The 12,704-nt window shown below is 64.9% G+C and carries 10 protein-coding genes; 6 read left to right on the top strand and 4 right to left on the bottom strand.

All coding sequences use genetic code 11. The features are described from left to right. From L2A60_RS18675 to L2A60_RS18660, 4 genes are all read left to right on the top strand, one after another. The coding region (locus L2A60_RS18675; protein ID WP_235705984.1) for a peptidoglycan D,D-transpeptidase FtsI family protein at positions 1–1,863 on the top strand (1,863 nt) is incomplete at its 5' end. A gap of 78 nt (positions 1,864–1,941) precedes the next feature. Continuing rightward, entirely contained in the window at positions 1,942–3,465 is a 1,524-nt protein-coding gene (locus L2A60_RS18670) for a Hint domain-containing protein (RefSeq protein WP_235705983.1), read from the top strand. Positions 3,466–3,489: 24 nt separating this feature from the next. Further along, positions 3,490–5,025, top strand: coding sequence for a glycosyltransferase (locus tag L2A60_RS18665; protein WP_235705982.1), 1,536 nt, complete (start codon positions 3,490–3,492; stop codon positions 5,023–5,025). Between the two features lie 88 nt (positions 5,026–5,113). Further along, positions 5,114–6,433 (top strand): ammonium transporter, encoded by a 1,320-nt coding sequence (locus L2A60_RS18660; protein ID WP_235705981.1) that lies wholly within the window; start codon positions 5,114–5,116, stop codon positions 6,431–6,433. Positions 6,434–6,633: 200 nt separating this feature from the next. Here the strand turns inward: L2A60_RS18660 and L2A60_RS18655 are convergent, their stop codons facing one another. Genes L2A60_RS18655 through ccmA form a run of 3 tightly spaced genes read right to left on the bottom strand, consistent with a single transcriptional unit; the run spans position 6,634 to position 8,772 of the window. Next, positions 6,634–7,473, bottom strand: coding sequence for a class I SAM-dependent methyltransferase (locus tag L2A60_RS18655; RefSeq protein WP_235705980.1), 840 nt, complete (start codon positions 7,471–7,473; stop codon positions 6,634–6,636). Between the two features lie 43 nt (positions 7,474–7,516). Further along, a complete protein-coding gene (gene ccmB / locus L2A60_RS18650; protein ID WP_235705979.1) occupies positions 7,517–8,170 on the bottom strand; it encodes a heme exporter protein CcmB in 654 nt (217 codons plus the stop codon). Further along, positions 8,167–8,772, bottom strand: a complete 606-nt coding sequence (ccmA, locus tag L2A60_RS18645) for a heme ABC exporter ATP-binding protein CcmA (protein ID WP_235705978.1) — start codon at positions 8,770–8,772, stop codon at positions 8,167–8,169. The genes ccmB and ccmA overlap by 4 nt, the downstream gene beginning before the upstream one ends. 113 nt (positions 8,773–8,885) lie before the next feature. Here ccmA and acnA point away from each other — a divergent pair, with 113 nt between their 5' ends. Together acnA and L2A60_RS18635 are read left to right on the top strand one after the other, a co-directional pair. After that, positions 8,886–11,573, top strand: a complete 2,688-nt coding sequence (gene acnA / locus L2A60_RS18640) for an aconitate hydratase AcnA (RefSeq protein WP_235705977.1) — start codon at positions 8,886–8,888, stop codon at positions 11,571–11,573. A gap of 133 nt (positions 11,574–11,706) precedes the next feature. Further along, entirely contained in the window at positions 11,707–12,099 is a 393-nt protein-coding gene (locus tag L2A60_RS18635; protein WP_235705976.1) for a BrnT family toxin, read from the top strand. A gap of 141 nt (positions 12,100–12,240) precedes the next feature. Here L2A60_RS18635 and L2A60_RS18630 read toward each other — a convergent pair whose 3' ends face one another. Next, positions 12,241–12,642: an IS66 family transposase gene (locus L2A60_RS18630; protein WP_329603605.1), complete on the bottom strand. Its 402-nt coding sequence runs from the start codon at positions 12,640–12,642 to the stop codon at positions 12,241–12,243. Between the last annotated feature and the right edge of the window lie 62 nt (positions 12,643–12,704).

Raw genomic sequence — 12,704 nt, 5'->3', positions numbered from 1 at the left:
TATCTCGCGGTCGGCGCGAAATTGATCGATGCCACGGTGCTCCACCCGATCAAGCCGAGTGCCGCCGTGCTCACCGCCCGGCGCCCCGATTTCCGCACCCGGCTTGCGGCACCCGACCGCGCGCCGATCCTGGACCGCAACGGCACCATCCTCGCCGTGTCGCTGCCGGGGGCTGCGCTGTTCGCGGATCCGAAACAGATCAGCCACCCGCGGCGCGACGCGGCGACGCTGGAACAGGCATTGCCGATGCTCGACAAGCGCGCGATCGCGCATCGGCTGAGCCTGAAACGATACGGGTTCGTCTATCTCGATCGCGATCTCACCGCCGCCCAGGAACTCGCGGTGAACCGGCTCGGGATTCCGGGCCTCTATTTCCAGCATGTCTGGATGCGTCACTACCCCGAGGGCGATCTCGCGGCGCACATACTCGGCGGGGTGACGCCGGATCAGCGCGGCATCGCCGGGGTGGAAGAGTATTTCGATCGCCGCCTGATCGGCCGGCCATCGAAACCGCTCCGTTTGTCGATCGATATCCGGGTCGAGGACATCGTCCATCGCGAGGTCGCCCGCGCGATGCGCGACTACCAGGCGCGGGGCGCCTGCGGCATCGTCGAAAGCATGACCGGGCGGATCGTTGCGATGGTCAGCCTGCCTGACTACGATGCGAACGATCTGCACGACGCCCCGACCGATTCGCTGTTCGATCGCTGCATCTCCGGCGATTACGAACCGGGCAGCGTAATGAAGCTGATGACCATGCCGGCCGCACTGCAATCGGGGCTGATCCATTACTGGGATCGGTTCGACACCACGCACCCGCTGTTCGTCGACGGATTTTCCGTCACCGATTACGAGCCGGTGCATGATTGGCTGGCGATGCCGGCGGTGCTGGCGTTTTCATCGAATATCGGGGCTTCGCGCATCGCGACCATCCTCGGCCCCGAAATCCAGCGCGCCTGGCTGCGCAAAATGGGATTTTTCAAGCCCTCGCCGGTGCAGATGCCGGGGGTTCAGCCGCCGATCTGGCATCCGAAGGATACCTGGAAGCTGCTGACCACGATGACCGTGAGCTTCGGCAACGGCATCGCGATGGCGCCGATCATTCTGGTTAACGCGGTGGTCGCGGACGTGAATGGCGGCATCCTGTTCAAGCCGACTTTGCTCGCCCGCCGGATCGGCGCGCCGCCACGGCGCGGCGTGCGGGTGATGCGCCGGAGCGTGTCGGTCATCATGCGCAAGCTGATGCGCGGAGTGGTGCTGTCGGGCACCGGAATTTATGCCCGCGTACCTGGCTATCTGGTGGGCGGCAAGACCGGCACATCGCAGGTGGTGGCCGCCGATGGCCGCTATCGCAACCACCTCAACAATGCGTCGTTCATGGCGGTGTTTCCGGCCGACCATCCGCACTACGTGATCTATGTTCTGGTAGTGCATCCGAAGCCGACCAAGAAAATGCAGCATTTTTCATACGGATTCACCACCGGAGGCTATGTCGCCGCCCCCGCCGTGGGGCGGATCATCGCGCGGATCGGCCCGATGCTGGGCGTGACGCCACTGCAAGGCGGCACTTTGACAGCGATGAACGCACGCTTCGGCATCCCGCTCAAACCGCCGGTGCCGGTGGGGCGGTCGGCCCTCGGCCCCGGTCATCCATTCCCGGCGGGCGCCAACCGATACGCCTATATTCTGGCGAACCGGGCTCCGCCGAAACATCCCGACCGCGCGGCGGCTCGGACCGCCCTGCGGCGCGTGAAAATGGCAATCCCCGGCCAGACGATCCCGCGCGATGCCCGCAGCCGGCCCGACGACCCGATGCGAATCGAAGCCTCCCGAGGCGGCCATGCACGCATCGCACGGCGATAAACCGATTGACACAACCACGATCGACCGCAATATACAACCTAAAGTAACAGAAACCTCCGTCCCGGACAGGATCGATTCATGGTCTCTCCCACTTCCACCATCACCGTCGGCTCGGGAACGATCGGGTCGATCACCGACCTGACGGTCTCGGACACCTACGACATCGATGTGGCGGGGTTCGGCGGACGGCTGAACATCTCGGGCACCGCACAGCCGGGGCTGGCCGCCGACATCATCGCGATCACCGGCGTGACGGCGCCGTTCACCGATTATCTGAGCGCCGGCGCCACCGAGATCTTCAACCCGTCCGGCACCGGTTACCTGGCGCCGAATTTCGCCCTCGGCGGCGATCCCAACCTGTTCAGCCCGCCAGGCGACGGCACGCTGCAGCTCGGCGACAATCTGGCGACGGCGCAGGTCAATCTCGCGATCACCTTCGGCGGCAGCGGCAACGACCTGATCGTCGATTCCAGCCTCAGCCCCGCGATATTCGCCCTCATCGACGGTTATCAGACCGGCGACACGATCGACCTTCAGGGTGTCACCAGCGCATCGCAGGCGATCTGGACGCAGAATGCCGGCGGCTCGGCGGGCGGCACTTTGTCGCTCGACTCCGCCTCCGGTACCGATCTTGCCGATATCACGCTGAGCACCGGCAGTTTTTTCTCCAGCCTGTTCAGCATTGCCACCGATTCGGTGGGCGGGACGGACATCACCGTCGCCTGCTATCGGGCCGGCACGCGAATCGCCACGCCCTCCGGCGAGGTCGCGGTCGAGGATCTCGCGATCGGAGATGCTGTGCTGACCGCCGACGGAACCGCCAAGCCGGTCAAATGGCTCGGCCGCCGCGCCTATGCCGCGCGCTTCGCGGCAGGCAAGCCACATATCCTCCCGATCCGGTTTTATCCCGGCGCGCTCGGCAATGGCCGACCGCGCCGGGATTTGTGGGTGAGCCCGCAACACGCCATGCTGATCGACGGCGCGCTGGTCCCTGCGTCCTGCCTGGTGAATGGCGTCTCGATCGTCCAGGAAGAGGTGAGCGACCGGGTCGATTACGTCCATGTCGAGCTTGACCGGCACGACGTGATTTTCGCCGAGGGCGCGGCATCCGAGACCTATATCAACGACGATAACCGCGCGATGTTCCACAATGTGCGCGACTATGTGGCGCGCTATGGCGCCGACCGCACATCCGCCAATTATTGTGCCGAACGGATCGAGAATGGGCCGGTGCTGGAGGCGATCCGCCGGCGCTTGGCACGCGTTGGCGGGGTCGCGACCGAGGGCGCATCCTTCGGCGATCTGCGCGGCTGGTTCGAGCGGGTCGATATCGATGCCGACGGCCTCTGGGCGGTCGGCTGGGCACAGGATGCGACCACCCCGGATATGCCAGTATGCCTCGAGATCGTGGCGAAAGGCAGGGTAGTCGCGCGCGGCCTCGCCAATCTCTACCGGGCGGATCTGGAGGATGCCGGGCTCGGCAGCGGCTGTCATGGCTTCCGCCTCGCGGTGCCCACGGGGTTCGCCGGTGCCGACGTGACCGTTCGCCGCGCCGCCGATCGCGCGCCGCTCGCCAGCGCCGCGATGCCGCGCGCCGCCTGATCCGATGCCGGTAGCGAGCCGGTAATGCTGCGCGGCCGGCTCGACGTCGCGACCCGTACCCGGATCGCCGGCTGGGCGCAGAATGAGCGCCACCCCGACCGGCCGGTCGCCCTGCTGATCATCGATAACGGCACCCTGCTCGACCGCGTGGTCGCCAATGCGCACCGGCCCGATCTCGCCGCCATCGGCATCGGCGATGGGCGCCATGGTTTCGAACTCAGCTTGGCGGGTGGCTTGCCCGGCCTTGGTCGCCATGTCATCCGCGTGGTGTGCGAGCGCGACGGCAGGGAACTCGCGGCTTCGCCCGCGCTGATCGAGGCATCGGACGCCTTCGACGCCGAGGCACAAACCAAGCTCGCGGCACTGCTCGATGGGATTGACAGCACAGCGGGGATCGACTCGGCGATCGAGGCGCTGACCGGGCAGATCGATCGTCTCGCGTCGCGCCGTTCAGCACGCGCCACGGCGACGCCCAGGCAGGCCGAGCCGGCGAAGCGTGCTTTGGTGATCGACATGGCGATGCCGGCGCGTGGGCGGGATGCCGGATCGAACGCGATTCTGTCACACATGGAATCCCTGATCCGGCTTGGTTATGCGGTGAGCTTCATTGCCGCCGATCCCGCCGCAGCGGTGCCGGACGGTGTCGATGTCGATTGGCGTGTGGCGCCGCGGGTTCGCTCGGTCGAGGAACTGCTTGCCCGCGAAGCGGGCGCTTTCAGTCTCGTCTATCTGCACCGGCTCGACGCCGCCGCGCGCTACATGCCGCTGGTGCGGGCGCATCAGCCGCGTGCAAAGGTGATCTATAGCGTCGCCGATCTGCATCATGTCCGGCTCGCCCGGCGGGCGATGGTCGAACGCGAAGCGAGCCTGATCGCCCTCGCGCGCAAGGTGCGCGCCACCGAACTCGCGGTCGCTTGTGCCGCCGATGCGGTGCTGACGCATTCGCGCGCCGAGGCCGATCTGCTCCGCCGTCACCTGCCGCCGCAAAAAATCGTGATTGCGCCCTGGGCGATCGCGCCCGCGACGGTAAAGACGCCGCGCGCGCAGCGCGGCGCGATCGGCTTCATCGGCCATTTCGGCCATGCGCCCAATCTGGATGCGGCGCGGCGGCTGGCGTTTTCGATCATGCCCCTGGTGCGGGCGCGCGACCCGTCGATAACCTGCCTGATCGCGGGTTCCGCCATGCCGGAGGCGATGCGGCGCTGGGCGGCGTCTGGTGTGGAGATGATCGGCGCGGTCGATGATCTCGCCGGGTTTTTCGGGCGAGTCCGGCTGACCGTGGCGCCGATGGCGTTCGGTGCCGGGATCAAGGGCAAGGTGCTGGACAGTCTCGCCGCCGGCATCCCCTGCATCGCAACGCCGGTCGCGATCGAAGGGATCGACTGGCCGGATATCCTCGCCGGTTGCGTGGCCGCCGACGATGCCGGGCTTGCCGACGCGATCGTTGCGCTCCATGGTGATAAAGCGCGCTACCGCAGGATCGCCGCCGCCGGCCGGGCCCTGATCGCGCGCGACTGGTCGGCGGCGGCCACCGACGCGGCCCTCGCGGGAATGATCTAACGAACGCTGGCACGAATCCTGCGTATCCGCCCTCGTCACACGGTCAACCGCACCGGCAAATGGGCGGAACAGCAAGGAGCAGGTCGCAATGGGGCGGCGCATCTGGGTCGCGGGGGCAATGGCGCTTCCGCTCATGGGATTATGTCTGCCCGCAAAAGCGGCAGAAACCGGCCTCAGCGCGGGCGACACTGCCTGGATGCTGATCAGTTCGGTTCTCGTTCTGCTGATGACCATCCCCGGTCTCGTGCTGTTCTATGGCGGCATGGTGCGCAAGAAGAACGTGCTGGCGATCATGATGCAGGGCGTCGTGATCTGCGCACTGGTCACCGTATTGTGGATGATCGTCGGTTACAGCCTGGCCTTTTCCAATGGCGACGGATTTATCGGTGGCCTGTCCGGCGCGATGCTGGGCGATCTCGCGCGGAACTGGCGGGCGCCGTTCACCCTCGGCGCCGGGTTGCCGGATGCGGTGCACTATTGCGTACCGGAGAGCGTGTTCATCATGTTCCAGATGACCTTCGCGATCATCACGCCGGCGGTGATCACCGGCAGCTTCGCGGAACGGATGAAATTCTCGGCATTGCTGCTGCTGATGGGGGCGTGGTCGATCCTGGTCTATGCACCGGTCGCGCACTGGGTCTGGAGTCCGGCGGGCTGGTTGTTTCATCTCGGGATCGCCGATTATGCGGGGGGCACGGTGGTCGAGGTGAATTCGGGCATCGCCGGGTTGGTCTGCGCGCTCTATCTCGGCAAGCGGCTCGGCTTCGGTCACGACAACATGATGCCGTGGAACCTGTCCTACGCGGTGATCGGCGCCTCGCTGCTCTGGGTCGGCTGGCTCGGCTTCAATTCGGGCGGCGCGGGCGGGGCGAACCCGAACGCGGGGATGGCGGTGCTGGTCACCCAGATGGCGGCGGCGGGGGCGACCCTGTCCTGGACCGCGATTGAATGGGCGCTGCGCGGCAAACCCACCGTCCTGGGCGCGATTTCGGGCACGGTGTCCGGGCTGGTCGCGATCACGCCGGCGGCGGGGTTCGTGCTGCCCGGCCCGGCGCTGCTGATCGGGATCGCCGCCGGGCTGCTGTGCTTCTGGGCGGTGACGGTGGCGAAGGTGCGGCTCGGCTACGACGACACGCTCGACGCCTTCGGCGTCCATGGCATCGGCGGCGCGCTGGGGATGCTGGCGACCGGGCTGCTCGCCTTCGCGCCGCTATCGGATGGCGCGGTCCATGCCGGGCTGCGTCAGCTCGCCGTCCAGGCGCTCGGCGTCGCCGCGACGGTGATCTATTGCGGCGGCGTCACCGCCGGGCTGCTGTTCGCGATCGATCGGCTGGTCGGGCTGCGGGTCAGCCGCGATGAGGAACGCCAGGGGCTGGACGAGGTGCTGCATGGCGAACGCATCGCGTAGGGAACTCGGGAACTCTACTCCGGCGGCCGTCTGACGCGCTTTTTCTGTGCTTCGGTGCTCACGTAGCTTCCGCTCCGCTCCGGTGCTCGAAAAATCACCCCAGCCGACTCACCGGAGCGAGTTCCCGAGTCGATTTCCACCCCGTCATTGCGAACCCGCGCAGCGGGTGAAGCAATCCATTTTTTCGCAACTATGGGCAATCACTCACGTCGAGCGGAAATCGAAAATGCCAGCGGAAGCCAGCGTTGGTCGGGCCAATGGAACATACCCCGTTCGTCTTCGACCAGACAGTCGAACATTTGCCAAGGGACCGTCGGATGCTCGTGCAGATAGTCGAGCGTGAGACCTGCCTTGGTTACCGCGGTGATGATATCTCCCAGCGTGTGGAGGAATTCGAACGTTGTCGCGTTCGTCAACCTCGCCTCCGCATCGGCATAGTCGATCGGACTTTGAGCTCGAATCCCGAGAGAACCGAAATACGGAGCATAATATTTGAGCGGGCCGCTCCGAGGAGCCGCGTGCTCATCAAACAGATAGGCGAAAGGGTGTCCATCCGCGAGGTAGAGGCGTCCGCCGGGCTTCAGAAAGCCTGAGACGATCTCGGCCCATCGCGTGATGTCGGGAAGCCAGACCAGAGCACCCCACGTCACGAAGACGCGGTCGAACCGCCGGTGCGGACCAATCGCGGTCTGAGCATCGTACAAATCGGCTTCGACAAAGGTGGCCCGCTCGGCGAGGTCGAGTTCCCTGGCAAGGTCTTGCGCCGCCGTGGTCGCGACTCCCGAGAAATCGAGACCTGTCACCCGCGCGCCCTGGCGGGCCAGAACCAGACTGTCATAGCCAAAATGGCACTGTAGATGGAGCACGTCGAGATCAGCGACCGGGCCGAACTCGACCTCCTCGATCGGGTAGAGCGTTGCGGTTCCGGCGCGAAGGCGTTCGATATCGTAGAATTTCGAGCGCAGGTGGATTGGCACCCGTTCGTTCCAATTCGCCCGGTTCGTCTCCCGCCAGAGTTCTTCGCCTGCTTGCTGAGTCATGCGACAACAGTAACCAAGAGCCGAAGCGACACAACCGCAGCTCCTACGACACCGCCGCCCGCAATGCCGCGCCGGCGGCGAGCGGCGCCAGCGGCAGGAACAGCGCGAGCAGGCCGAACAGCATGGCGAATTCGGCGACCGGGTGGGGAACGACCACCCCGGCCGCACCAAAAATCAGCGCCGGGATCATCAGAGGAAGTGCGATCAGCGGCAGCAGAACCGTGCCGCCGCGCGCGCCCAGCGTGATCGCCGCACTCATCCCGCCGACCAGCGAGAACAGGATCGTGCCGGGCAGCAGCGTCAGCAGGAGGCGCGGCAGGAGGACCGGATCGAGCCGCAGCATGACCGCGACCGGCCCGGCAATGATCAGGAGGGGCAATCCGGTGGTCAGCCAGTGGCCGATCATCTTGCCGAGCGCGACCGCGCTGGCCGGCAGGCCGGAGACCATGAGCTGATCGAGCGCGCCATCCTCGAAATCGGCGCCGAACAATCTGTTGAGTGGCAGCAGGGCCGCGAGCAGGGCGACCACCCAGATCACGCCGGGGGTGATGCCGGCGAGCACTTGCGGCGAGGGCCCGAGCGCGAACGGAAACAGGCTCGCCGCGATCACGAAGAACAGCAAGGCCGCCACGCTGTCCCCGGCATGGCGCATCGCGAGGATTAGTTCGCGGCGAATCAGCGCGATGAACCGGCTCACGCGGCGATCCGGCTCAGGTCAAGCGATTGAGTGCCGGGCAGATCGAGCGGCAAATGGGTCGCCGCCACGATCATCCCGCCCTTGGCCCGATGGCCAGCGAAACGCTGCTCAAGACGCCAGACCGAGGCGGTATCGAGCCCTGTGGTGGGTTCGTCGAGCAGCCAGAGCGGGGCCGGGCTGAGCGCCAATCGTGCCAAAGCGAGCCGGCGCCGCTGGCCTGACGAAAGCAATCGGGCCGGCAGATCGGCGAAGCGGTCGAGATCGACGGTTTCCAATGCCGCCACGATCGCCGCCGGCGGAATCCGGCGCGGCAGTGAAAGATTGCCGGCGACGGTGAGACCGGGCTTGATCGCATCCAGATGCCCGACGAAACAGAGCCGGGTGGCGTGCAGCGGCGGATCGTCCAGCGCGTTTTCGCCGTCCCACAGTAATTCACCGGCGGCTGGCGGGGTAAGGCCGGCGAGCAGCCGGAGCAGCGAGGATTTGCCCGCGCCGTTCGGCCCCACCAGAAGCAGCGCGCCGCCGGGTTCCAGCAAAAACGAGGCATCGCGGAACACCAGCCGTTCGCCGCGGATCGCGGCCAGGGAGCGCGCTTCGAGCATGTCTAGATCACGTTCCAGCCATGGACGCGCAGCGTGCGCCGTGATTAAAGCGCAGCGCAATCGGCATTGGCTGCGGCGCGATGCGCCGAAGCGCGCGAAGAGGAGCGAGCACCATGAACATGATCGGTCGGGACAGTCTGAAAACGGAACGGACGCTGAGCGTCGAGGGCAAGGACTACGTCTATTTCGCACTCAATGAAGCCGCTGAAAAGCTCGGCGACATTTCGCGCCTGCCGCGCACCCTGAAAATCCTGCTCGAAAACATCCTCCGCTTCGAGGACGGCTCGACCTATACCGTCGATGACGCCAAGGCGATCGTCGAATGGGTGGACAAGGCCCATTCCGATAAGGACGTGCCGTTCCGCCCCGCGCGTATCCTGATGCAGGATTTCACCGGGGTTCCCGCCGTGGTCGATCTCGCGGCGATGCGCGACGGCATCGTCAAGCTCGGCGGCAATGCCGAGCGGGTCAACCCGCTGGTGCCGGTCGATCTGGTGATCGACCATTCGGTGATGGTCGATGTGTTCGGCCGCCGCGACGCGCTGGAACGCAACGTCGATATCGAATTCGAGCGCAATGGCGAGCGCTACGAATTCCTGCGCTGGGGCCAGGAGGCGTTCGACAATTTCCGCGTCGTGCCACCCGGCACCGGCATCTGCCATCAGGTGAACCTGGAATATCTTGCCCAGGCGGTGTGGACCGCCGAGGCGAATGGTAAGACGCTCGCGTATCCCGACACGCTGTTCGGCACCGACAGCCACACCACCATGGTCAACGGGCTCGGCGTGCTCGGCTGGGGCGTCGGCGGCATCGAGGCGGAAGCGGCGATGCTCGGCCAGCCGATCGCCATGCTGATCCCCGACGTGATCGGCTTCAAGCTGACCGGCTCGCTGCGCGAGGGCATCACCGCGACCGATCTGGTTCTCACCGTCACCCAGATGCTGCGCCGCAAGGGCGTGGTCGGCAAATTCGTCGAATTCTACGGCACCGGCCTCGATCAATTGCCGCTGGCCGATCGCGCGACCATCGCCAACATGGCACCGGAATATGGCGCGACCTGCGGCTTCTTCCCGGTTGATCAGATCACCCTCGATTACATGAAATTGTCGGGGCGTGACGAGCACCGCATTGCCCTGGTCGAAGCCTATTGCAAGGCGCAGGGCCTGTGGCGCGACGATAGCGAGCTGCTGTTCTCGGACACGCTGGAGCTTGACCTGTCCACCGTCGAGCCTTCGCTCGCCGGGCCGAAGCGGCCGCAGGACCGGGTGGCTCTGTCGAAGGCCGCACCCGCGTTCGACGTGGAACTCACCAAAAGCCTCGGCGTTCCGGCCAACGATGTCGGCAAGAAAGCCAGCGTCGCCGGCAAGAATTACCAGCTCAGCCATGGCGACGTGGTGATCGCCGCGATCACCTCCTGCACCAACACATCGAACCCGTCGGTGCTGGTCGCCGCCGGGCTGGTCGCGCGCAAGGCCCGCGCGCTCGGGCTGGTGCCGAAGCCCTGGGTGAAAACCTCGCTGGCACCGGGCTCGCAGGTGGTGACCGAGTATCTCGACAAATCCGGCCTGACCGAAGATCTCAACGCGCTCGGCTTCGAGACGGTGGGTTATGGCTGCACCACCTGCATCGGCAATTCCGGTCCGCTCGAAGATGTGATCGCCGATGCGATCGAGGATAACAAGCTGGTCGCGGTTTCGGTGCTGTCGGGCAACCGCAATTTCGAGGGCCGCGTGCATCCGAACGTGCGGGCAAACTACCTCGCCTCGCCGCCGCTGGTCGTCGCTTACGCCTTGTTAGGGACGATGCGGGTCGATATCACCACCGCGCCGATCGGCCGGTCGAAGGACGGCCGCGATGTCTATCTGAAGGATATCTGGCCGACCTCGACGGAGATTTCCGAGATCGTGAAAAAGACCCTGACCAGGGCGATGTTCCAGGACCGCTACGGCGACGTGTTCAAGGGCCCGAAGCAGTGGCGGGCGATTGAGGTCGAAGGCGAATCGGAGACCTATCGCTGGTCGGGTTCCTCGACCTACGTGAAGAACCCGCCCTATTTCGAAGGCATGACCAAGGACCCCGCACCGGTGACGGATATTGTCGGCGCGCGGATTCTGGCATTGCTGGGCGACAGCATCACCACCGATCACATCTCGCCGGCGGGTTCGTTCAAAAAGACCACGCCGGCCGGCGAATATCTGCAGGAGCGGCAGATCCTGCCGAAGGATTTCAATTCCTACGGCTCGCGGCGCGGCAATCATGAAATCATGATGCGCGGCACCTTCGCCAACATCCGCATCCGCAACGAAATGCTCGACAATGTCGAGGGCGGCTATACCAGGCACTATCCCTCGGGCGAGCAGATGTCGATCTACGACGCCGCGATGCGCTATCAGCACGAGGGCGTGCCCCTGGTGGTGATCGCCGGACGCGAATACGGCACCGGCTCGTCGCGCGACTGGGCGGCGAAGGGCACCATGCTGCTCGGCGTCAAGGCGGTGATCGCCGAGAGCTTCGAGCGCATCCATCGCTCCAACTTGGTCGGCATGGGCGTCCTGCCGCTGGTGTTCAAGGAGGGCGTGAGCCGCAAGACGCTTGAGCTGCGCGGCGACGAAACCATCGACATTCTCGGCCTCGAACAGCTCAGCCCGCGCATGGATATCGACATGGCGATCCACCGCGCCGACGGCTCGACGGATAAGGTTTCGCTGCTCTGCCGCGTCGATACCAAGGACGAGGTGATGTATTATCAGAACGGCGGCATTCTGCACTACGTGCTGCGCAGCATGGCGAAGGCTGCCTGAACCAGACGGACGGCGCGTCTCGATCAAGGCGCGTCGTTCCAGCCCTATATCCGGGCGAGTGCCACGATTCGCGCGCCGAAGGCGGCAAAAGCGAATTAGCTTTGACCTGCCATATTTTTGTATATACAATTAGATGGATATCCAATGGGATGGCCGCAAACAGGCCTCGAACCTCGCGAAACATGGGGTGGATTTTGCAATCATCCGGGATTTCGAGTTTTCCGCCGCGCTGGTGCGTGCCGATACCCGGTTCGATTATGGCGCGGTCCGCCTGACGGCGATCGGACCAATCGGCGAGCGATTGCATGTCGTGGTATTCACGATCGAGCGCCGCGCGGTGAGAGTTATCAGCTTGCGGAAGGCCAGCAATAAGGAGGTTGGCATCTATGAAAGCGGAAATTCATTCGGCCGACGAATGAGGAAGACGCCGCGATTCAGCGCGGCATCGAGCACGACCCGGAGAACCCGGAATGGACCGATGCGGATTTCTTCGCGTGCGCCGTCCCCGCCCGCGACATCTCGCTGAGTTTGGTTCGCAAAATGCGCGTTCGCGGCCCTCAGAAACAACCGTAAGCGCGCATTTTGACGCACATGATCGACATTTGCGTGCGGACGCGGTCATGTTCGGTGTGCTTGGGATTGAGGCTGATCCGCGCGAGTTGGCGGATCAGCCTGTGTTTTCGGCGACGCTGTCGCGTTTGCGGACGAAGTTGAATGGCAGCAGGTCATCGATGCCGTCATTTGCGCCGCGCTGTGGGAGTTCGGCGAGAACGTGGTTCAGCCAGTCGTAGGGGTCAACGCTGCAGGCCCTGCATGTCAGGACGAGGCTGTAGATCACCGCGCTTGCCCTGGCACCAGCAACGGTGTCGCTGAACAGCCAGCCTTTTCTGCCAGTGACAAAGATTCGGATGTCGCGTTCCAACAGGTTGTTGTCGATCGGGGCCCGTCCGTCGCTGGCGTAACGGATCAGATATTCCCATTGGTTGCGCGTGTAGGCGATCGCCTTTCCGTAAGCGCGAATTTCGGCGCACCTAGGCCGGGTGGCGGGCTGCTGGGAATAGGTGTCCACTTACGGGAGGTGGATACTTATGATGGAGCGGATTGGACCGCATGGTCTGGAAATAACGGGCG

This window comes from Acidiphilium iwatense (genome assembly GCF_021556475.1).
GTDB lineage: Bacteria > Pseudomonadota > Alphaproteobacteria > Acetobacterales > Acetobacteraceae > Acidiphilium > Acidiphilium iwatense.
Note: the sequence above shows the minus strand (reverse complement) of the source record. Positions and strands in the feature narration are given on the sequence as shown.